Here is a 20,387-nt window from a genome sequence, read left to right as displayed (position 1 = left end):
GGGTGCGTTCATACGCACCCCTCGATTTCCCACAGATCCCTCGGACGGCGGAGCGCATCGCTTCCGCAAACGAAGAGCTATTGTCATGATACGACACATCAAAACAGCGCACGCTTCGGCAGAAGGAAGCACAGACAGCGCGGTCACCAAGGCCGTCGAAGCTCTCCTCGCCAAGGTAAAAACCGGTGGCGACAAGGCCGTGCGCGAACTCTCCGTTCAGTTCGACAAGTTCGATCGCGAGTCCTACCGACTGACGAAGGACGAAATCGCGAACTGCATAAACTCGCTTACCAAGCGGGAGCGCGAGGATCTCGACTTTGCCCAGGAGCAGATCCGCAAGTTCGCGGAAGCCCAGAAGGCAGCACTGAAGGATATCGAGGTAGAAACGCTCCCGGGCATCGTCCTCGGCCACAAGAACGTGCCAATCCAAAACGTCGGTTGCTATGTGCCGGGCGGCAAATACCCCCTGCTGGCATCGGCGCACATGACGGTTCTGACTGCTCGTGTCGCTGGCTGCGAGCGCGTCATCACCTGTGCACCGCCCTTCCAGGGCAAGATTGCCGAGAAGATCGTCGCTGCCCAGGCGCTTGCGGGTGCCGACGAAATCTACTGCCTCGGCGGGGTCCAGGCGATCGCTGCCATGGCTTATGGCACGGAGACAATTGAACCCGTCGACATGCTGGCCGGACCGGGCAACGCCTATGTCGCGGAGGCCAAGCGTCTGCTGTTCGGCAAGGTCGGCATCGACCTCTTCGCTGGTCCGACCGAAACGCTCATCATCGCCGACGACAGCGTTGATGGAGAACTGGTAGCGACCGATCTTCTTGGCCAGGCGGAGCACGGTACGAACTCTCCGGCCGTCCTCATCACCAATTCGGAAAAGCTAGCTCGCGACACGCTGTCCGAGATCGAGCGCCTGCTCGAGATCCTGCCGACCGCGGGTATCGCCGCCAAGGCATGGGAAGACTGCGGCGAGATCATCCTGTGCGACACAATCGAGGAGATGGTCGCGGAAGGGGATCGCGTCGCCTCCGAACATGTTCAGGTCATGACGCGCGAGCCAGACTACTTCCTTAACAATATGAAGAACTTCGGGGCTCTCTTCCTGGGCGCCCGGACAAACGTTGCCTTCGGCGACAAGGTGATCGGAACCAATCACACGCTGCCCACGAACAAGGCTGCCCGCTACACCGGCGGCTTGTGGGTCGGAAAGTTCCTGAAGACATGCACCTACCAGAAGATCCTCACCGATGAGGCCTCCGCCATGATCGGTGCCTACGGGTCACGGCTTTGCCTGATGGAAGGATTCGCCGGCCATGCCGAACAGGCAAACATTCGTGTCCGCCGCTATGGCGGGAGGAATGTCGGCTACGCGATGCCTGCGGACCCCAACTAAGAGCTTTCGCGCAAGAGCCTGCCAAGGGCCTGCGAACCAAACCTAACCAGAGGAGTGATTTGATGAACAAGCTTTTTACTACCCTTATTGCCGCAACGATGCTCGCGCCCGTCGCGGCCCGCGCTGACGGAACGATCGAAGTTCTTCACCATTGGGTTTCCCAGAGTGAAGTCGACGCACTGAACGTCATCCGCAAGGACCTTGAAGCGAAGGGATATCAGTGGAAGGATTCCGCCGTCGGCGGCATGAGCGGCGCGAATGCTCAGCAGGCTCTCCGCTCGCGTCTCACCGCCGGCGATCCCCCGGGCGCAATGCAGTTTCTCGGCTGGGAAGGCGTTCAGTGGGCCGAACAGGGCGTCGTCCGTGACCTGAATGATCTGGCTACGACACATGAATGGCGCGAAGCTCTGGCTCCCCAGCTCCTGCCGTTTGTCACCTCCGGCGATGCCTTCATCGCGGCGCCGATCAACATGCACCGCCAGAACTGGGTGTGGGCCAACAAAAAGATCTTCGACGACGCGGGCATCGCCGTGCCGAAGACTTGGGCCGAGCTGATCGAATCCGGCAAGAAGCTGAAGGAAAAGGGCATCGTTCCGATCGCAATGGGTGACGAACCCTGGCAGATCGGCATCATCTTCGATGCGCTTCTCTCCGACGTGAACGGACCGGAATTCTACCAGAAGACGGCGATCGATCTGGATCCGGAAGCTCTCGGCAGCCCCGAGATGGTCAAGGTCTTCGACATGCTTCGCGAAGTCCGTGGCCTGGTGGACGACAACTTCGTCGGACGTGACTGGGCTGTCGCCACGGGCATGGTGATCAACGGCGAAGCCGCCATGCAGTTCATGGGCGATTGGGCCAAGGGGGAGTTCCTCGCAAAGGGTCTGAAGCCGAACAAGGACTTCTACTGCTTTGCGACGCCCGCCCAGATCACTTCCTTCCAGTACGTGATCGACAGCTTCGGCATGTTCACGGTGAAGGATGAAAACGTCCAGAAGGCACAGGTAGCGCTCGCCGAGACGATCATGGATCCGAAGGTTCAGAAGGGCTTCAACCTCATCAAGGGTTCGATTCCTGCCCGCACGGACGTAGCCGTTGATGACTTCGACGATTGCGCGAAGCTCGGTTTTGCCGAGCGTGCAACCGCTATCGAAAAGGGCAGCATGCAGGGCGCGATGACCCATGGTTTCGCAGCGAAGCCGGAATTCGCGTCGGTGTTCAGTGACGTTACCGCACAGTTCTTCGTGGGCGACATGAGCTCGGAAGACGCGGTGAAGCTGCTGGTCTCCGGCATCGATAACGCCCGCTAAACCCAGGTTGTTGAAAGGGTGGGCCGGGTCTGTCCCGGCCCCCCGATAGAACTCGCCATCGGAGCTGACCCATGAGCGCCTCCACGCGCATGTCTTCGCGATTGGCAGGCTGGCTTCCGCGCATTGTGGTTGCTCCCAGCTTGCTCGTCGTCATCGTAGTCGTCTACCTGTTCATTCTCTGGACCGGTCTGATTTCCGTCACTTCCTCGAAATTCGTACCCGTCTACGATTTCGTGGGTCTCGAGCAATACGTACGCCTTTGGGCCACGCCTCGATGGCATACGGCTGTCGCCAATCTCTTTATCTTTTCTGCGCTCTTCCTTGCGTTGTCGACCGGGCTCGGGTTGCTGATGGCGATCCTTCTCGACCAGAACATACGCGCCGAGGGTGCGCTGCGGGCTATCTATCTCTATCCGATGGCTCTGTCGTTCATCGTGACGGGTACGGCCTGGAAGTGGATCATGAACCCGGGGCTCGGCGTTCAGAAGGTCGTCAACGATCTTGGCTGGACGACATTCCGGTTCGACTGGATCACCGACCCGAAGATGGCGATCTATACGGTTGTCGTCGCAGGGGTGTGGCAATCCTCGGGCTTTGCGATGGCGATCTTCCTGGCAGGACTGCGCGGGATCGACAATTCCGTCATCAAGGCCGCCCAGATCGAGGGAGCGAGCCTGCCCCTGATCTATCGGCAGATCATCATCCCGATGTTGCGCCCCGCGATGCTCAGCGTGATCGTGCTTCTGAGCTACATCGCCATCAAGAGCTTCGACCTGGTTCTGGCGCTGACGAACGGCGGGCCCGGCACGGCTACGGAGCTCCCGTCCACCTTCATGTTCTCCGCAACTTTCCGCCGCAACCAGATGGGGGTCGGCGCGGCAAGCGCCGTGATGATGCTGATGACGGTCGCGGCCATCATCGTCCCGTATCTCTATTCCGAACTCCGGGAGCGTAACAATGGCTGAAGCTCTCTCACAATCCGGCAAGGTCCGCCTCGGGCGCCTGTTCGTCTACGGCTGTCTGTTTGTTGTTGCTTTGCTCTACCTCATGCCTCTCTGGGTCATGGTGGTGACCTCTCTCAAGTCACTCGATGAGATCTATGGCGGGTCGTTCATCGGCGTGCCGAAGGCTGTTACCTTCGATGCCTGGCGGGCCGCCTGGTCGCAAGCGTGCATCGGGACCGAATGCACCGGTCTGAAGCCCTATTTCGTCAATTCACTGATGATGGTGATCCCGGCCGTCATCCTGTCGACGGGCATCGGAGCGATCAACGGTTACATCCTCACGAAATGGAAGTTTCCGGGTTCGAACTTCGTCTTCGGCCTGCTGCTGTTCGGCTGCTTCCTGCCATACCAGGCAACCCTTATTCCGATGGCACGAACCCTCGGAATCCTGGGTCTCGCAGGCTCCATTCCAGGCCTCGTCCTAGTTCACGTTTCCTACGGCATCTGCTTTACGACGCTGTTCTTCCGCAACTACTTCGTGTCGTTGCCCGACGAGCTGACGAAGGCTGCGATGGTCGATGGCGCCGGATTCTTCCGCATTTTCTGGAGCGTGATTCTGCCGACGTCGATCCCGATCATCGTGGTCTCCTGCATCTGGCAGTTCACTCAGATCTGGAACGACTTCCTGTTCGGCGTGTCCTTCACATCCGGCTCAAGCAGCCCGATTACAGTCGCGCTCAACAACATCGTCAACGTGACGACCGGGCGCAAGCAATACAACGTCGACATGGCCGCTGCCATGATCGCCGCTATCCCAACCCTTTTGGTCTACATCGTCGCAGGGCGCTACTTCGTCCGCGGGCTGACCGCTGGTGCCGTGAAAGGCTGATCCCATGTCCACTCTTGAAATTGATCGCGTTCGCAAAACATACGGCAGTGTCGAGGTCCTCAAGGAGGTGTCGATCAACATCGGCACGGGTGATTTTCTCGTCCTTCTCGGACCATCCGGTTGTGGCAAGTCCACGCTCCTCAACATGATTGCCGGTCTTGAATCCATCAGCGGCGGCCAGATCCGGATCGCGGGCAAGGTCGTCAACGACCTGTCACCCAAGGATCGGGATATCGCGATGGTGTTCCAGTCCTATGCGCTGTATCCGACGATGACGGTGCGCCAGAACATTGAGTTCGGCATGAAGATCCGCGGGTTGTCCCAGCCCCAGCGCGACAAGGCCACAAAAACAGCGGCGGACCTGCTGCAGATCACCCACCTTCTTGACCGCAAGCCTGCCCAATTGTCGGGTGGCCAGCGCCAGCGTGTCGCGATGGGACGGGCCATCGTCCGGCAGCCGAAACTCTTCCTGTTCGACGAGCCGCTGTCCAACCTCGACGCCAAGCTTCGCGTCGACATGCGCACGGAAATCAAGCGTTTGCATGCCCGCCTTGGGACCACGATCGTCTACGTCACTCACGATCAGATCGAGGCAATGACGCTTGCTACGCGGGTCGCGGTCATGAAGGACGGGGTGGTGCAGCATCTTGACGAGCCACAGGCCGTCTATGACCGCCCAGCCAACGTGTATGTCGCAAAGTTCGTCGGCTCTCCAGCGATGAACATCGTTCCCGCCGTCCTGGATGTGCAGGGTGATGTCGTTACCGCCGTCGTGGATATTCAAGGAAAGCCGGCGGGCCGAATTTCCGGGATCTCCCTTTCCGCGGAAGCCGCGCGGAAGTACGCGGGCAAGCGCTTGCTTGTCGGCATACGTCCCGAGAACTTCTCGCTCGCGAACGGCTCGTCGGCATCGACCGTGACGGTGGACGTCGACGTCGTCGAGCCTACAGGTCCGGATACGCTCGTCGTCTTCCATCTCGGGGGTGTGGAAGTCACCGCGCGATTGCCGCCCAAGCAGGCTGGTGCAGGCCGCGAATCCCGCTTGTCGATCGACACCTCCAAGGTCGTTCTTTTCGATCTCGAAACCGAAACGCGTATCGACTGAGGACGATTCATGGCGCAGACGGCTGACATCGTCATCATCGGGTCGGGGATCGGTGGAGCCTCGCTGGCTTACAGCTTGGCCTCTTCCGGGCGACGCATCGTCATTCTCGAAAGGGGTGGCTATCTCAAGGACAGCCCCGAGGCCAGGGATGACGTCGCGATCTTTCAGAAGGGGTTCTACCGCTCTTCCGAGGAGTGGCTAGGCACTGACGGAGAGAGCTTCCTTCCTGGAAATTACTACTATGTGGGCGGAAACTCGAAGTTCTACGGCGCGGTCATGTATCGCTACCGCGCGCAGGATTTCCTCCCGAGGCCGCACATGGATGGTGCATCCCCGGGGTGGCCGCTCTCGTATGAAGAGCTTGCCCCATGGTACGACGCGGCGGAGACCGTGTTCCAGGTTCGGGGATCCACTCAGCAGGATGCGACGGAACCTTTCCACGCCAAGCCCTACGACTTTCCGCCAGTTCCTGACGAACCGGCAATCGCTTCGGTTCGCAAGAAACTGGAAAAGGTGGGTATCCACCCGTCATCGCTTCCGCTTGCAGTTGACATAGACGCCTGGCTGAAAAGGGCCAAGACCGGATGGGACGCATTTCCCGGCACCGACGCAGGCAAGATTGATGCGGAAGCCGGCCCGCTTGCACAGGCGCTGAAGAATCCAAATGTCACCGTGATCACAGGCGCGAGCGTGTCACGGCTGGAAACGGACGAGAGCGGACGCAGGGTTACGGCGGCGGTTTATGTGAAGGACGGGGTCGAGCATCGCATCTCGGCGGATCTGTTCGCTGTGGCGGCCGGAGCCGTGCAATCCGCGGCACTCATGCTGCGGTCGGCCAACAAGGCGCACCCAACGGGTCTCGGAAACAGCTCCGATCAGCTGGGTCGCAACTTCATGAACCACAACACGACCGCGATGCTTACCATCAACCCGTTCTCGCCGAACACCAGCGTGTACCAGAAGACGATCGCGTTCAACGACTTCTACAACGAGGACAACGAGTTCGGTTTCCCGCTAGGGAACGTTCAGCTCCTTGGCCACATCACGGGCAACATTCTGAAGGCCAACTTTCCAGTTCCGGCTCCTGCCTGGTTCACAAGGCTGCTGGCGCGCTACGCTTACGGCTGGTTCCTGACCAGCGAGGATCTTCCGAGCCCAGAGAGCCGGGTCATGGTTCGCGACGACCACATCGTGATGCACTGGGTCCGCACGAACATGCGGGCTCACGAGGCACTGATCAGCAAGACGCGCGCCGTGATGCGCAAGGCCGGCTTTCCAATCGTTCTCACTCACACCTTCGGTCGAAAGACGACCTCTCACCAGTGCGGCACCGCTCGCCTGGGCAACGATCCGCGAACGTCGGTGGTCAATCTGGATTGCCGCAGCCACGACGTGGAAAACCTCTACGTCACCGACGCCTCGGTTTTGCCAACGTCGGCGGCGGTCAATCCAGCACTCACGATTTCTGCTCTGGCGATCAAGGCCGGAGCCTCCATTTCGAGGCAGGGCTAATGGGATTTGGTGATCAAGGACCGGCACAGCTGGGGAAGCGTTCGGGCGAGGCCGATGAGCTCCATACCTATGACTACATCGTCGTCGGCGGTGGATCCACCGGATGCGTCGTCGCCTCCCGGCTCTCCGAAGATCCGACCGCGAAGGTATTGCTTCTCGAGGAAGGTCCGCGCGATCTCAATCCGTACATCCACATTCCTGGCGCATACTACAAGACGGCTCAGGGGCCGCTCCTGAAGCGCATTCCGTGGGAGTCCATGCCGGAGCAAGGGCGCGCCGAGGTTCCCACCATGGTGCAGGCGAGGGTGCTCGGAGGTGGAAGCTCGGTCAACGCCATGATCTACATACGAGGCGTTCCGTCCGACTACGCCCAGTGGGTTGCCATGGGGGCCGAGGGCTGGGCCTACGAGGACGTCCTGCCTTACTTCAAACGCGCGGAAGACAACAACCGCTTCTGCAATGAGGTCCATGGTGTCGGCGGACCTCTTGGCGTTTCCGACGTCGACTACATTCATCCGTTGACGCGCGCCTGGCTGCAGGCGTGCCAGCAGGCTGGCCTGCCCTACAATCCCGACTTCAACTCCGGAGATCCGACCGGATGTGGCCTGTATCAAATCACCGCGCGAAATGGTCGGCGCAGTTCCGCGGCCGTTGCCTATCTCAATCCAGCCCGCAAGCGGCGAAACCTGCGCATCGCGACCGGGACGACGGTCACGCGGCTGATCATCGAGAATGGAAGGGCGGTTGGTCTCGAGTGCATCCAGGGCAAGCGGCAGGTCACCTATAGGGCGCGGGGCGAGATAGTCGTTTCGACCGGTGCGATTGCCACGCCCAAGCTCCTGATGCTGTCCGGGATTGGTCCCGCCGACCAGATCCGGCGGCAAGGCATCAAGGTGCATGCCGATCTGCCGGGCGTGGGGCAGAACCTTCAGGATCACATTGAGATATCGCTGGTCTACCAACTCAACGGGCCGCACAGCTACGACAAGTACAAGAAGCTGCACTGGAAGGCAGCGGCGGGTCTGAACTACGCCCTCTTTCGCAATGGCCCTGCTTCCTCGAACCTCATCGAAGGCGGCGCCTTCTGGTGGGGAGACAAGAGTGAAGCGGTGCCGGACATCCAATATTTCATGGTCGTCGGTGCAGGGATCGAGGAAGGGGTCGATGCCGTGCCCGGTGGAAACGGTTGCACGGTCAATCTTGGCCAGATTAGGCCGCGTTCCAGGGGGGAGGTGACGCTTGCGAGTGCCGACCCGGCTGCAAATCCGCGCGTCGCTCCTCGATATTTCTCGGATGCCTATGATCTGGAAGCGATAACGGACGGGACCATGGCGGCCATCGACATCATGGAACAGCCTGCGATCGCGAAATATGTGGCGACGAGACACACTCCTTCCCCGAAGCTCAAGACCCGCGAGGACATCAGGGCGTTCTGCCAGCGGGATGCGCACGCGGCGCTGCATCCCTCGGGAACGTGCCGGATGGGTGGCGACGAGATGGCGGTGGTCGACCCGCAATTGCGGGTGCGAGGCATCGACGGGCTTCGTGTGGCCGACGCGTCCGTCATGCCGACGCTGATCTCCGGCAATCCCAATTCTGTTTGCATCATGATCGGTGAACGGGCGGCGAATTTCCTTCGCTCCTGACGGCAAGCATGCGCGCGGACGCCCGCCAGGTTGCCCGGGCAGCAGCCCGACGGACAAATCCTGCTTGGCGGCTGCTTCAGCATGGGCGGAGCGAGCGGCCTGACCGCCGAAGCTTCCGCAAATACGCTCCATGGAAACGACAGTCTGTCTATCCGGCTCTTCCTTTTCGGCTTGTGAAGCGGAGCTTCCAATGAGGTTCGCCATGGATGCACGAAGATGCATGTAAATGCGTGAGACAAAGTGTGACTATAAATACTTATGCGTGATATTGCGGCTATGTGCGTTTTCATGCATTATTTTTTTGTCTTCATGCGAAAAGGTGCGCTATGGTCCCCAACACAGTTGTCTTTGATATTGGCGGCGTTCTGATCGATTGGAACCCCGCTTACCTCTATCGAAAGTTGCTCGCCGATGACGCGGAGGTGTCCGAGTTTCTGGGCAAGGTTTGCACGAGCGCATGGAACGAGCAGTTTGACGCCGGCAAGCCCTTCGCAGACGGGATTGCGGAACTGTCAAAGCTTCATCCGGAGAAAGCCGAGCTGATCGAGGCCTACTGGCTGCGCTGGGATGAAATGCTTGGAGGGGAGGTGCCCGGAACGGCGCGCATACTCGAGCGCCTGAAGTCCTCGGGAGTGGCGGTTCATGCGATTTCCAACTGGTCGGCCGAAACGTTCCCACGCGCTTCCGAGCGCTTTCCATTTCTCGGCTTGTTCGACGTCCTGGTGGTGTCCGGCAGAGAACAGCTGGTGAAGCCGGGTTCGGAGATCTTCGAACTGTTTCTTGAGCGCGCTGGGGTTCCTGCTGATCAGTGCATTTTCATCGACGACAATCTGGCAAACATCAAGACCGCGCAGAAGGTCGGTTTTCAAACCGAGCACTTCAGGACTGCCAGCGATCTTGAGCGCCGCCTTGTCGATCTTGGCATCCTTACTCGATCTGCGGACAGCCAGGCATGAGCGAAGAGAAAATGGACGCGGCGTCCCTCGCGCCGGAAGAGCGACAGGCCATCATTCTCCAGCGTGTGAATTCAACCGGACGCGTGATTGCCACGGCACTGGCTGCCGAATTCGGAGTTTCGGAGGACTCGATCCGGCGCGACCTGCGTGACCTTTCGGACGCAGGCCTTGTCCAGCGCTTCCATGGGGGAGCATCTCGTTTGGTGACCCCGGCCCTTGAATATCAAAGGCGAGAAGCACTCGGGAACGAGGAGAAGCAGCTAATCGGCAGGGCGGCGGCTGCCACGATCCCTGCGGGGTCGACATTGCTGGTCGACTCCAGCACGACGATTGTTCATTTCATCCGTAGTCTTCCTGCGACGCTTCCCGTGCGGGTGGTTACCACCGCCATTGATGTGGCTGCCGCCGCCCTCGAACATCCCCTTGCCGAGGTGATCCTGCTTGGCGGGCGGCTGAACAAACTGACACGCAGTTCGACTGGCGCCGCAACGGTGGAAGCAATCCGGGCGTTGCGCGCGGATTTCTGTGTTCTCGGCACATGCGGCATCGATGACGATCTGGTGGTTCGAGCGGATGACTACGACGACGCCTTTATGAAGGCCGCGATGATGAAGGCATCAAACAAGACGTTGCTGCTGGCATCATCTGAAAAGCTCGGGCGCGCCGCGACACACGAGGTCGCGCCGCTATCCGCCGTTTCGAGCCTTTTTACGGACGCTCACGACAACCCCATCTTGAAGCGGATCGAGGAACTCGGCCTCGACGTCGAGAAAGTCTAATAAAATCAACACTATTTTCGGAGTTTTGCGATGACCTCTTCAATCGACCAGGATGCCAGGGCGGTCTTCTTGCCTGCATTCGACAATCTTCAGTTCGAGGAAGCGCTGGTTTCGTTTCTCGAGATGGGCGGCTGTTCCGTTCTGATCGGGGAATCACGGGCGGAGTACGTGGCGCGTGCCATGTCCAAGGAGAGGCTGGCAGCAGAAACGCCGGACAAATTTCGCGCCTGCATTGCAAGGCTCAAGGCCCGAAGGCCGGAGTTGATCGTCGCCGTCGACCAGGAGATCGGAGGGATCGAACGGCTACAGGGGCTGGTTTCGCCGCTCCCGGGACGCGCTGAAGCCAATTCATTGTCCGAAGAGATGCTTGAAGAACGATGCTTCCGAACCGCGGCAGCGGCGCGCGAGCTTGGCGTGACCATGTTCCTCGCACCGATTGCCGACATCGTTGATGGCAGCAATCCCTGGCTAAGCGGTCGCACGCCCGGCAACGATCTGCAGGCCACTGCGAGGATGGTGGCGGCATTCGTCAGGGGTGTCCAGCGGGCGGGGTGTCGGCCGTAACGAAGCACTTTCCGGGATTCAACCATCTGGACGCGGACCCGGCGCTCGTCGATGTTTCATTGCATACGCCCCTCGACCGCATCCTCAAGAACGCGTTGCCCTTCACGGCGGCCATTGAAGCCGGGACCAAGGCAATCATGACCGGACCCGCACCGGTGGTGGCGCTCGACGCGGAGAATGCTGCCAGCACGTCGCCCGCCGTCATTGGTCTCCTGCGCGAACGGTTCGGATTTGGGGGCCTGATTGTCAGCGATGATCTCGATGCGCCTGCGACGATCCGCGGAAAATCGCTGCTGCAAACGGCGACGGCGGCCCTCAATGCGGGGGCCGATCTGTTGCTCGTCGGTGGCGGGCCGCATCTCGACGCCCTGTGCGAAGGCGTTGCCGCTGCCGTGCGGGCGGGGGACCTTTCTGCCGAACGCCTGTCCGAGGCGGCGAGCCGGGTGAGGAAAATCGTAGGCGGCGCCTGAGCGGATGCTATCCGACTACGGCAGGGCGACAACCGCTGAGGAGGCGCCGGGGTGTCATTCCTGCTGATGCATCGATTGCGTCGAGTTGCGTCAGTTCCTTCGTCCTGACGAAATTGAACTGGCTGGCGGCGGAGCCTAACGTCCGGTTCGCATCACCAGCGACTTTAGAAGGACGACCCCATTATGCGGTCTGGGCCGATGGTGTGCGGCCCAGTCTCACGTCTCGCAACGGTGTCATCCAGGGCGGGAAGCTTACCCCTCCATTCAATACCACAATGGCCTACGGCATCTTGAAATGAAGTCTTACCTATCGAAGCTCAAACCCCAATCACCAGAAACGGAGGCGCACCCGGATACTCCACTCGCCGAACTGCTTGATCGGCTTCAGCATGCGACGATCGCCTACTTCTGGGATGGTGCTCACCCTGTGAGCGGTCTCACCTATGACAGGCGGCTGGTTCGCTCCAACCCCCGCAATGATCTCGTTTCGATCGGAGGGACGGGGTTTGCGTTCCTGGCCATCGTTGTCGGCGTCAGTCGCGGCTGGATAGAGCGCGGAGAAGCCTGCGGCCGGCTCAACCAGATGCTGGAGGCGCTGGACCGCGTTCCACGATTTCACGGGGCGTTTCCGCATTTCGTCAACGGGGCGACGAGCGAGGCCGTGGCCTTCTCCAAGTTCGATGACGGCGGAGACCTCGTCGAGACGGCATTGCTGGTCCAGGGAATGATCTGCGCCCGGGAGTTCTTTTCGCGGGAAGAGGCAACGGAAGCAGCAGTGAGATCGAAGATCAATGCCATCAAGGATGCCGTCGAATGGTCGTGGTACACGCGGGGAGGGCAGGCCACCCTCTTCTGGCACTGGAGCCACCGACACGACTGGCACATGAACACGCCGATCACCGGGTGGAACGAAGGCTTGATTGCCTATGTCCTTGGCGCAGGTGCCACGCGACATCGTATTGATGCCGGTGCCTATCATTCGGGTTGGGCGCGCAATGGCACGATTTCGAACAACAACTCTTACCACGGTCAGATCTTGCCGATGGGACCGCCCTACGGCGGGCCGCTGTTCCTCTCCCACTATTCGTTCTGCACGCTGGATCCGCGGGCCATGCGTGACCGATACGCCGACTACTGGGAGCAGACCGTGGCGCATACGCGCATCAACTATCACCATTGCGTAAGCAACCCGGGCGGACATGATGGCTACGGACCCGCGTGCTGGGGTCTCACATCCTCGCACGGACCCAATGGATACATTGCGAGCTGCCCGGAAAATGACGTGGGTATCATCGCGCCAACGGCCGCCCTTTCGAGCTTTCCCTTCCTGCCAGCCGAAGCCGAGGCAGCTCTTCGGCACTTCTTCCGGTTCCGGGAGGGCGCACTCTGGGGAAAATATGGATTTGTGGATTCGTTTTCGGCGAACGGATCGTGGATTGCGAAGACCTGGCTCGCCATAAACCAGGGACCGATCGTCGCGATGATCGAGAACTATCGTTCCGGCCTTCTCTGGCAGCTCTTCATGAATGCGCCCGAAGTCCGGCGCGGTCTCGAACTGCTGGACATTCAACACGGGCACGATCTCAAGCGGGCGTCGTAGTGTCATTTGGGGAGTTGTGAGCGCGTCAAGCAGAAGCACAGAAGCGTCAAGGAGTGTGGCCCAGCCCAAAAACAGTACCGCGCAGCATCCCAAACCGAACACCCGTCCGCTGCGCTTGCTGCCGGTGATCCGCTGTTGCCGGAACGCATGGAAGGCATGGGATCATACGTGATCCCATGCCTTTCGGATGCTCTCCCCGCAAAAACTGCGCCATCAGTCGGGATTCAACCTGCCCTCACGACGTCACGTGCCGTTTCCGCTACCTTTATGCGGAGAGCGATGCACATTTTTCGTGGCGGCGTCGCCGCTCTCCTGAGGGGATGCATGAGCAAGCACATCAATAAGCACATGGTCGTCAGGTTTTATCAGCGACGCATCCTCGCAGCGGAACGCCGAATAGTTGCGAAACGATAGGTGATCGTCACCACCAATTTGGGTGATGTCGTGAAAACGCTTTCTTGGTCCTGGAAGTAAATTCCATCTTCCCAAAAAGAGTGATCATGAGCGCTGTGTTTACCAGGGGTTGAGACAACTCTCCTATTTTCTTTTGATCGATCCGAATTGCGATAAAAGCTGCAGGGAACACGGCGCATGCATGACACCGCCCGGACACTGGACCTGATCTATGAAGCCGCCTTCGTACCCGAGACGTGGCCACAGGTTCTTGATGACATGGCGAGAGCAGCGGGCGCTCACGGCACGGCTTTGTTCAATTCGAACGCGGCCTCGAGCAGGGCAATCTCATCTGCGTCGCTCGCCGACCTTCGTCAGAAGATGCTAGACGAGGGTTGGATTGCCCGAAATACGCGCGCCGCCAAACTGCTGACCGTCGATCATCAAGGGTTCATTGACGAGGCGCAGCTGTTCACGGAGGAGGAGTGTGCCGCACAGCCAATTTTCACGGAGGTTATGAGGCCGTTGGGCTATGGCTTCGGTACTTCTACTTTCATCACCGCCCCGAGTGGTGACCGCATTATCTTTGCGGTTGAGAAAAAGGAAGTGACTGGTCCGATCACGAGGGCTGCAATTTCCTATCTCGATCAGCTTCGTCCGCATCTTGCGCGCGCCGCCATGATGTCCAGTCGGCTGGAATTCGAGAGGATCAATGCCGCCATCGAAGCTCTGCAAATCAGTGGATTGCCATCGGCCATACTGAGAAGCGATGGGCGCGTCATTGGCGCGAACAAGCTTCTGGAGGAAATGAAGCCCCAGATCGTGACGGCAGCCTATGGTCGCGTCGGCTTTCACCATGTTCCGGCCAACACTCTTTTGTCGAACATTTTGGAGCAGCATCGAATTTACGGAAGTCTGGCCAGTCGCTCTTTTCCGCTGCCTCAGTTAGACGACCAGCCTCCCGCCGTCGTCCACATCGTTGCGGTCGAAGGCAATGCACGCGACATTTTCACCAACGCGGCTGTTTTCCTGATTGTCACGCCGATTGACCGCCAACGCGTGCCTTCCGCCGAAACCATTCAGGGATTGTTCGATCTCACGCCGGCAGAGGCGAAGGTCGCGCGTGTTCTGGCAACGGGACATGACGTCACGTCCGTGGCACTACAGCTTTCCGTAAGCACGGAAACGGTACGCAGCCATGTCAAGGCAATCCTCTCGAAGTCGGGAATGCCTCGTCAAGCAGACTTCCTTGCCGCGGTCGCAAGTATCAGGTCTATCGAGCGGTAAGCTCCCTTCCCGAAATCCCGGCTGATACGAGGGCAAAACGGTCGACGAGAACCGGTTTGCCTGCCGACGGAGCTACACACAAAAGATACAATCCCCATGAGATCAAATCTCTCTCAGGGGGATTGGCGCGCATCTTCAAAAGTCGGGCTGGTTACTCTGGTGTCCTGCACCCGCTTTCCACGGTTGGCAGCGGCAGCCTTCTAATGTGCGTCGAGTTCACTTGTGGACTGCTTTAGCCAAGGATCACTATCGGGTCATGGCGGCCGTAGCTGTTCCGTCGCCTTTCCATGTCGCGTCAGCCGAATTGGCGCCGGTCATTGTCATCGTTACGCTGTATCCCGATCCGAACCGGAGCGTCTTGCCAGACACTTTCGTGCCGCCGACGGCCTGGGGCCGACCTTTAAAGTAGTAAGAGGTCACTTTATTGTTTTTGATAGTGACCTTGCCAGACGACTTGCCACCCCATTTTCCGGACCAGGTGCCGTCCCAAGAGGTGGTCTGAGCAGCGGCTTTCTTCGACGCGGCGAAGCTTTCGACCGGCTGGGTGAACGTCATCCAAGATGCTGCAATCGCCATCGTCATCATTGCGGCAGAAATGCGCATATTTGTCCCCTTCTGTTGCGTGACCGGCCAAGGGGTACGGCAGACATGACCCCGTGACATCACCCAGATTGGGGAGATCAGACACTTTAAAGTGCGAAGCTGGGCACTCGCGCTCCTGGCTTAACAAGCCTGATTAATGCGAGCGATGTTGGTTCTACGAAACCTGTGTTGAATTGGGTCTCGCTGAAACTGCAAGTGTCTCAAGGGCCTCTGAGATCTTAAAATCTGGCGAAGATCATGCACCAGTTGGCGCCGCTCCCAACGGCAATGCCTACCATCCAGAAGCACAGAGGCACCAAGGAACGCGGCGCAGAGCGGAAACCGTGCCCACAACGCACTGATCCGAACATGTGTCCGTGGCGCTCCATGATAGAGTGCTGGTATGCCGGAAGGCCGGGAAGGCATTTGGTCAGTTGCCGACTTCGCTAATGCCAAGCACTACCTCTACTGAGGTAGAGATTGAAATGATAAGTACACAGGCATGAACACACGCGTTGACATAGTTCCAGGCCGTACATGCGGGACCTGCACCCTTTGCTGTCGCCTGCCGGAAATCGATGAGTTCGCAAAGCCCGCCAATGAAATGTGCGGAAATTGCGTCGAGGGTCATGGTTGCACGATCTACGAAAACCGACCGCAGCTCTGTCGGGATTTTCTCTGCATGTGGATGACCCATGAGGCGTTGGGCGCGGAGTGGGAGCCGTCACGTTCGAAAATGATGATCTACAGTCAGGGACCGCAAACAACCGTGCTGGTCGCGCCGGAGCGGCCCGATGCATGGAAGCAGGAACCATATCATCTCCAACTTCGGATACTTGCGAACAAAGTTGAAGCCGAAAGCGGTTATCTCATTGTTTTTGTGGGAGATGACGTCACCAAGGTCGAGCCTGAAGTTTTGGGTCAAACGTATTGATTGGATTGGGCTTGGCCAGACAAAAAAAAGGGGCGCGATATGAGTAAACACGCCACCATTTCAATGCCGTCCTCTTGGCAAGCTTCTCAAAGCAGCTTCGTCGGCTTTGCTGTCGTCGTCAGGGGATCAGCGCCCAAAAAATCGTTCCAAAAACAACGATGAAGACGGCAATCACCGCGAGCAGTCGGCCAAGCCCTTCATTGGTGTTCGAGTTCTCTCCTACGATCCGATAGTAGAGGGAGCCAGATTCATCGCCGTTTTCCATATTCTTGCCACTCCGTTCCTAGGCTTCGCCTTTGGTCGGGCCATCACCGTCCAGGTTGTTCGCCAAGGTCATGCAGACCTCTTGCCGCGGTAGCTCGTAGGCGGAGGCAAAGCCTCATGAGCTTGCGCGAGCTCTTCGAGCCATGCGGCCAGCCCGGCTGGTATCTCCTCGTTTCCCGCTTCCAACGCTTCTACCCAGGACAGCTGGCACTGCAGTGCCGACGCAAGATTGATCGGCGTCCAACGGATGTGGAGAAGGCATTCGGTGAAGCGGGCTGGAGTCATGGCAGGTTTCCTTATCCGTCACTATTCCACTTACTGCTTGTCTCGGTCTCTGCTCATCTCGCTTGCGATTCACAGAGCTGTTCTGTCCGGAACCTGCCATGGCGACATGAGGAGTCAAGCGGTACTGCCGCCAAATGTGAAGCCTGAGCAGCGGGGTCTAGGCTGTCGATAGCCTCCGCACTGGTTAGGTCAGTGCAGGCGAGCTTTTGAACGAGGTGCTGCATCTGGATGCTAGTAAAATCTCGTGGCTTCAGCTGACGCCGCCATACCTGGCTAGCGCTCTCGTGTTTGGTCACAATCCAAACACCGCTCCGCATACTTCATCTGCTTGGATGGCGTCTCGCAAGTTTCTGAAAATAGTGGCGCGCCACTACGTATGAAACTGCGAACCATGCTAAGTATTGGATTATACGAATTAAATTCGGTACGTGAGTGCGTGGCGGCGGACTGATCTCGTCGAGATGGCGCGAGCTAACCCGTCAGAGCTTGTTCGACGCTCGCGAATAAGGTCCTAGTATCCCTCGACCGAACCCAGTCGATCGGCTTTGCTCGGCTCCGAGTTATCAATCAGCCCCCAACCGTGGCCGTCTGTCGGCCGAACGAAAACGATTCCCTGGCCCTCGTAGTAAGTCCGAAGTACGATCGAGGTGTGCTTCTGATCGAAATCTCCGGCTTCGAGCCGTTGAATGGTTCGCCTGGAGATGCCTGCGCCTTCGGCGGCGGTCACCTGTTTCAGGCCGAGAAGTTCTCGTGCTGCGCGCAGCACGTTTGGCGGAACGATCATCATGGGCTTGAAATCGCACGAGTTGCAGAATCTGGCAATCTGCTGGCTGAGCAAAAAGCCGCCACAGCATCACGGACAAAGATTCAAAAAATAAGCTAGACGCCGCGGGCGCCCGGGTGACGCCCAGGGCGTCGCATGCTAGTAAGGCTCATTGGTCTAACTTGGAAGGATTGCTGCCGTGGCGTTTAACCTGATTGATCCCCATGTCGCCCGTCGCCTGCTCGACGACCTGCGCCGCTTCAGCAACAAGGAGCTAGACGAGGAAGATTTTGCGATGGCGCCCGTTCTCCGCTCATACAGGCTCACCTTAGGGCCAGCCTATGCCTTGTCAGGAACTGTCTCGGGGCATCCATACATACCGGACGGTCGTGAGATCGTTTCGAGCCAGTTGTTCTTCCTCGATTCCGAACGTGCTGTCGCGCGAACGCTGAACCGATGGTATCGACTGGGCATGCCCCACGGCTCCGAGAGAAATTAAGATGGGTCAGCATATGCCTAGTTATCGCCTCGACAAACTTCGGCAATCACCCTCGCTGTTTCTCGCCTATTCCGGTATACGCCGGGCGCTGAGGAAGGCGGAAGCTTTTGCACTGGTTGGTAAAGGTCTCGTGATCTTCATAATACCTGCAGGCTACAGACCGACGGACTATTGTACCGCAGCGCGATACCTCTTTGAGGGCGTTCCTGAATTCGATTGGGTAGAGGGAAACTCCAAGATTCGAACCGCGGTTCCTGAACGTAGGAACGGGAGGTTTGAGGAAAGTGTCTCCGCTTTCGATCTCGAAGGACTCGCTGTCCTGGTAGCGACGAACATTGAGGAGGTATCGTTGGAGGTGCGTTTCGCAGCAGCCGCCATCCTTGCGATTGAGGTTCCCTCTCCAGCCCAAATCCAGGCAGTTCGACGCCTAACGGGTAAGCGCCCCTTTCCGGATCAGGTTGCGGCCGTGTTGACAACCAGCACGCAGAGTATCCTTCTGGCAGCGATTGCACGTCAGACGCTCGACGAAGAGCAACTCCGCATGCTCGACGACTTCGAGAGCTTATCGTATGAGGGGCCCAGTCTTTTTGAGCTTCCCGGGTATGAGAGCCTGAAGCAATGGGCAAGACAACTAGCCAAGGATGTCGATCTGTGCCGACAGGGTAAGCTGTCTTGGAAAAAATTACGCACAGGTGTGCTGATCCACGGTCCGACAGGCGTGGGAAAGACCTTTGCCGCTAAGGCACTGGCACGTTCTCTGGGGATGAAATTCGTCGAGACCTCCGTGGGCGCTTGGCAGTCGAAAGGTCACCTTGGAGACATGCTGGCGGCAATGAGAGCCTGCTTCCAGGCGGCACAGGACAGTCGCGGAACCGTCCTTTTCATCGACGAGCTGGACAGCATTGGCCGCCGAGACAATTTCGCCGATGATGCCCATGGTCAGTACTGGCAGGTGGTGGTCAATGAATTTCTGATCCGCCTGGACAAGTTGCAGGATAATGTGTTGTTGGTTGGGGCAACTAACTTCCCGCTGCTCATTGACCCCGCAGTTTTGCGAAGTGGGCGTATTGAGAACAAGTTCGCTCTCTCATTGCCGGACAGGGAAACTCGCGCCGAGATTCTCAACTGGCATACAGCCGCTACGATTGAATTCGAATCCTTGCTCGAAATTGCCGACAACCTCGAAGGTTGGTCTGGCTCCGACCTGGAAAGGCTCGTGCGAGACGCCAGCGCGATATCCCGGCACCAGGAGCGAGACCTTGAACTGGGCGACCTGCTTGCCAAGATTCCGGAGCGAGGATCCTTTTCACCAGATAATTTATTTCGCTTGGCTGTTCATGAGGCCGGCCACGCGCTCGTTGCCCTATCCTTAGGTTACGCTTCGAGCGCTATGATTACAATCAAGCCAAGCTTCGATCCTGCCTCACCGGGGCGACTGGGAGGTGTTACCGAATACGAGTTTGAAGAGAACCACATTCCAACCGACACCACGCTTTGTAACAGCATTGCTGTCTCCTACGCGGGGATGGCGGCCGAATTCCTGGTGTTCGGAGACCGCTCGACGGGATCAGGGAGTGATGTAGAGCGCGCAACGATGATTGCTCGGAAAGTGGTTTACTCATACGGCCTGGGCAACACACCGATCGTCGCAGAAATGAATCCCAGAGCGAAAGACAGCGCTATCAACTGGCGTCTGGAGGACAACGTTTTCGAAATCCTTGACGCGCAGTACGAGAGAGTTCTGGCTATGCTCGAACCACAGCGCGATCGAATTATCGCTCTCGCGAAGGAAGTAATGTTGAACCTGCACGTGAAGATCGAACGCGAGGGATAGCTCTTGCCGCGTACAGACAGCAACGGATGGATCGCTGCTTTGGTCAATTGGCTTGGTGCAGCCGTGGAATCGTTGCCGCCATAACAGAATGTCAGGAAAAGAGGAGCATGTCACACAATGCGAAGGACGATGGGAATGCCGGCGAGCATGGCCCCTTGGGGAAAGCAGCGGTCAGCAAAGAAACTCTCGGCGACGCTTTGTCAAAGCACGGTTTCGAGGCGGCCAAAGTCGGACGCAAAATCGTCTCACAAGGGAAACCAAGGAAAACTCTGAAGAAAGGGAAACCGCCGAATAGGTGTCCGGAAACGTAGCTGCGAATCCTCTATTTTTTTGAGAGCCACGGCACCGCGCTCTAGTAATTGATGCCTATTTGCA

At 58.5% G+C, this 20,387-nt stretch carries 20 protein-coding genes; 16 read left to right on the top strand and 4 right to left on the bottom strand.

Annotation, left to right across the window (positions count from 1 at the left end):
- Positions 1 to 85 precede the first annotated feature (85 nt).
- From hisD to F3Y30_RS19155, 13 genes are all read left to right on the top strand, one after another.
- Complete coding sequence (gene hisD, locus F3Y30_RS19210; protein ID WP_203424271.1) at positions 86 to 1,396, top strand: histidinol dehydrogenase; 1,311 nt, start codon at positions 86 to 88, stop codon at positions 1,394 to 1,396.
- A 62-nt stretch (positions 1,397 to 1,458) separates the two neighbouring features.
- Entirely contained in the window at positions 1,459 to 2,706 is a 1,248-nt protein-coding gene (locus F3Y30_RS19205) for an ABC transporter substrate-binding protein (protein ID WP_203424270.1), read from the top strand.
- Positions 2,707 to 2,777: 71 nt separating this feature from the next.
- The gene (locus F3Y30_RS19200) at positions 2,778 to 3,671 is read left to right on the top strand and encodes a sugar ABC transporter permease (protein WP_203424269.1); all 894 of its coding nucleotides are present in this window, start codon (positions 2,778 to 2,780) and stop codon (positions 3,669 to 3,671) included.
- Complete coding sequence (locus tag F3Y30_RS19195; protein WP_203424268.1) at positions 3,664 to 4,539, top strand: carbohydrate ABC transporter permease; 876 nt, start codon at positions 3,664 to 3,666, stop codon at positions 4,537 to 4,539. Before F3Y30_RS19200 ends, F3Y30_RS19195 begins: the two co-directional genes overlap by 8 nt.
- Positions 4,540 to 4,543: 4 nt before the next feature.
- Entirely contained in the window at positions 4,544 to 5,644 is a 1,101-nt protein-coding gene (ugpC, locus tag F3Y30_RS19190) for a sn-glycerol-3-phosphate ABC transporter ATP-binding protein UgpC (RefSeq protein ID WP_203424267.1), read from the top strand.
- Positions 5,645 to 5,653: 9 nt separating this feature from the next.
- Positions 5,654 to 7,156, top strand: coding sequence for a GMC family oxidoreductase (locus F3Y30_RS19185; protein ID WP_203424266.1), 1,503 nt, complete (start codon positions 5,654 to 5,656; stop codon positions 7,154 to 7,156).
- Positions 7,156 to 8,802 (top strand): GMC family oxidoreductase N-terminal domain-containing protein, encoded by a 1,647-nt coding sequence (locus F3Y30_RS19180; RefSeq protein ID WP_203424265.1) that lies wholly within the window; start codon positions 7,156 to 7,158, stop codon positions 8,800 to 8,802. Before F3Y30_RS19185 ends, F3Y30_RS19180 begins: the two co-directional genes overlap by 1 nt.
- 278 nt (positions 8,803 to 9,080) lie before the next feature.
- Entirely contained in the window at positions 9,081 to 9,758 is a 678-nt protein-coding gene (locus F3Y30_RS19175) for an HAD family phosphatase (RefSeq protein ID WP_246752807.1), read from the top strand.
- The gene (locus F3Y30_RS19170; RefSeq protein WP_203424264.1) at positions 9,755 to 10,537 is read left to right on the top strand and encodes a DeoR/GlpR family DNA-binding transcription regulator; all 783 of its coding nucleotides are present in this window, start codon (positions 9,755 to 9,757) and stop codon (positions 10,535 to 10,537) included. Before F3Y30_RS19175 ends, F3Y30_RS19170 begins: the two co-directional genes overlap by 4 nt.
- 30 nt (positions 10,538 to 10,567) lie before the next feature.
- On the top strand, positions 10,568 to 11,101 hold the full coding sequence (locus tag F3Y30_RS26475; protein ID WP_246752806.1) for a glycoside hydrolase family 3 N-terminal domain-containing protein: 534 nt from the start codon (positions 10,568 to 10,570) through the stop codon (positions 11,099 to 11,101).
- Positions 11,089 to 11,571: a glycoside hydrolase family 3 N-terminal domain-containing protein gene (locus F3Y30_RS26470; protein ID WP_246752805.1), complete on the top strand. Its 483-nt coding sequence runs from the start codon at positions 11,089 to 11,091 to the stop codon at positions 11,569 to 11,571. Before F3Y30_RS26475 ends, F3Y30_RS26470 begins: the two co-directional genes overlap by 13 nt.
- Before the next feature lie 295 nt (positions 11,572 to 11,866).
- A complete protein-coding gene (locus F3Y30_RS19160; RefSeq protein ID WP_203424263.1) occupies positions 11,867 to 13,171 on the top strand; it encodes a glucoamylase family protein in 1,305 nt (434 codons plus the stop codon).
- 591 nt (positions 13,172 to 13,762) lie between these two features.
- Positions 13,763 to 14,851: a LuxR C-terminal-related transcriptional regulator gene (locus tag F3Y30_RS19155; RefSeq protein WP_203424262.1), complete on the top strand. Its 1,089-nt coding sequence runs from the start codon at positions 13,763 to 13,765 to the stop codon at positions 14,849 to 14,851.
- A gap of 246 nt (positions 14,852 to 15,097) precedes the next feature.
- Here F3Y30_RS19155 and F3Y30_RS19150 read toward each other — a convergent pair whose 3' ends face one another.
- Positions 15,098 to 15,454: a hypothetical protein gene (locus tag F3Y30_RS19150; protein WP_203424261.1), complete on the bottom strand. Its 357-nt coding sequence runs from the start codon at positions 15,452 to 15,454 to the stop codon at positions 15,098 to 15,100.
- Positions 15,455 to 16,115: 661 nt separating this feature from the next.
- Here F3Y30_RS19150 and F3Y30_RS26465 point away from each other — a divergent pair.
- Positions 16,116 to 16,367, top strand: coding sequence for a hypothetical protein (locus tag F3Y30_RS26465; protein WP_246752804.1), 252 nt, complete (start codon positions 16,116 to 16,118; stop codon positions 16,365 to 16,367).
- 118 nt (positions 16,368 to 16,485) lie between these two features.
- Here the strand turns inward: F3Y30_RS26465 and F3Y30_RS19140 are convergent, their stop codons facing one another.
- The 3 genes from F3Y30_RS19140 to F3Y30_RS19130 form a co-directional block, all read right to left on the bottom strand.
- Positions 16,486 to 16,632, bottom strand: a complete 147-nt coding sequence (locus tag F3Y30_RS19140) for a hypothetical protein (RefSeq protein ID WP_203424259.1) — start codon at positions 16,630 to 16,632, stop codon at positions 16,486 to 16,488.
- A 68-nt stretch (positions 16,633 to 16,700) separates the two neighbouring features.
- Positions 16,701 to 16,916, bottom strand: a complete 216-nt coding sequence (locus tag F3Y30_RS19135; protein WP_203424258.1) for a hypothetical protein — start codon at positions 16,914 to 16,916, stop codon at positions 16,701 to 16,703.
- A 511-nt stretch (positions 16,917 to 17,427) separates the two neighbouring features.
- Positions 17,428 to 17,703, bottom strand: a complete 276-nt coding sequence (locus tag F3Y30_RS19130; RefSeq protein WP_246752803.1) for a helix-turn-helix domain-containing protein — start codon at positions 17,701 to 17,703, stop codon at positions 17,428 to 17,430.
- Positions 17,704 to 17,878: 175 nt separating this feature from the next.
- Between F3Y30_RS19130 and F3Y30_RS19125 the strand changes: the two genes are divergently transcribed.
- The gene (locus F3Y30_RS19125; RefSeq protein WP_203424257.1) at positions 17,879 to 18,178 is read left to right on the top strand and encodes a DUF6634 family protein; all 300 of its coding nucleotides are present in this window, start codon (positions 17,879 to 17,881) and stop codon (positions 18,176 to 18,178) included.
- A 1-nt stretch (position 18,179) separates the two neighbouring features.
- Complete coding sequence (locus F3Y30_RS19120) at positions 18,180 to 20,012, top strand: AAA family ATPase (protein WP_203424256.1); 1,833 nt, start codon at positions 18,180 to 18,182, stop codon at positions 20,010 to 20,012.
- The last annotated feature ends 375 nt before the right edge of the window (positions 20,013 to 20,387 follow it).

Origin of the sequence: Sinorhizobium sp. BG8 (genome assembly GCF_016864555.1) — a bacterium.
Classification (GTDB): Bacteria; Pseudomonadota; Alphaproteobacteria; order Rhizobiales; family Rhizobiaceae; genus BG8.
The sequence above is the reverse complement of the archived record's forward strand: the minus strand, read 5'-3'. Positions and strand labels throughout refer to the sequence as shown.

Excerpts from the sequence above, each read along its gene's own strand:
- F3Y30_RS19185 (WP_203424266.1), top strand. The coding sequence starts at position 5,654 with ATGGCGCAGACGGCTGACATCGTCATCATCGGGTCGGGGATCGGTGGA.
- F3Y30_RS19170 (WP_203424264.1), top strand. The coding sequence starts at position 9,755 with ATGAGCGAAGAGAAAATGGACGCGGCGTCCCTCGCGCCGGAAGAGCGA.
- F3Y30_RS26475 (WP_246752806.1), top strand. The coding sequence starts at position 10,568 with ATGACCTCTTCAATCGACCAGGATGCCAGGGCGGTCTTCTTGCCTGCA.
- F3Y30_RS19130 (WP_246752803.1), bottom strand. The coding sequence starts at position 17,703 with ATGATGATCGTTCCGCCAAACGTGCTGCGCGCAGCACGAGAACTTCTC.
- F3Y30_RS19150 (WP_203424261.1), bottom strand. The coding sequence starts at position 15,454 with ATGCGCATTTCTGCCGCAATGATGACGATGGCGATTGCAGCATCTTGG.
- F3Y30_RS19140 (WP_203424259.1), bottom strand. The coding sequence starts at position 16,632 with ATGGAAAACGGCGATGAATCTGGCTCCCTCTACTATCGGATCGTAGGA.
- F3Y30_RS26465 (WP_246752804.1), top strand. The coding sequence starts at position 16,116 with ATGTGGATGACCCATGAGGCGTTGGGCGCGGAGTGGGAGCCGTCACGT.
- F3Y30_RS19195 (WP_203424268.1), top strand. The coding sequence starts at position 3,664 with ATGGCTGAAGCTCTCTCACAATCCGGCAAGGTCCGCCTCGGGCGCCTG.
- F3Y30_RS19180 (WP_203424265.1), top strand. The coding sequence starts at position 7,156 with ATGGGATTTGGTGATCAAGGACCGGCACAGCTGGGGAAGCGTTCGGGC.
- F3Y30_RS19120 (WP_203424256.1), top strand. The coding sequence starts at position 18,180 with ATGGGTCAGCATATGCCTAGTTATCGCCTCGACAAACTTCGGCAATCA.
- F3Y30_RS19200 (WP_203424269.1), top strand. The coding sequence starts at position 2,778 with ATGAGCGCCTCCACGCGCATGTCTTCGCGATTGGCAGGCTGGCTTCCG.
- ugpC (WP_203424267.1), top strand. The coding sequence starts at position 4,544 with ATGTCCACTCTTGAAATTGATCGCGTTCGCAAAACATACGGCAGTGTC.
- F3Y30_RS19155 (WP_203424262.1), top strand. The coding sequence starts at position 13,763 with ATGCATGACACCGCCCGGACACTGGACCTGATCTATGAAGCCGCCTTC.
- hisD (WP_203424271.1), top strand. The coding sequence starts at position 86 with ATGATACGACACATCAAAACAGCGCACGCTTCGGCAGAAGGAAGCACA.
- F3Y30_RS19135 (WP_203424258.1), bottom strand. The coding sequence starts at position 16,916 with ATGACTCCAGCCCGCTTCACCGAATGCCTTCTCCACATCCGTTGGACG.
- F3Y30_RS19160 (WP_203424263.1), top strand. The coding sequence starts at position 11,867 with ATGAAGTCTTACCTATCGAAGCTCAAACCCCAATCACCAGAAACGGAG.
- F3Y30_RS19205 (WP_203424270.1), top strand. The coding sequence starts at position 1,459 with ATGAACAAGCTTTTTACTACCCTTATTGCCGCAACGATGCTCGCGCCC.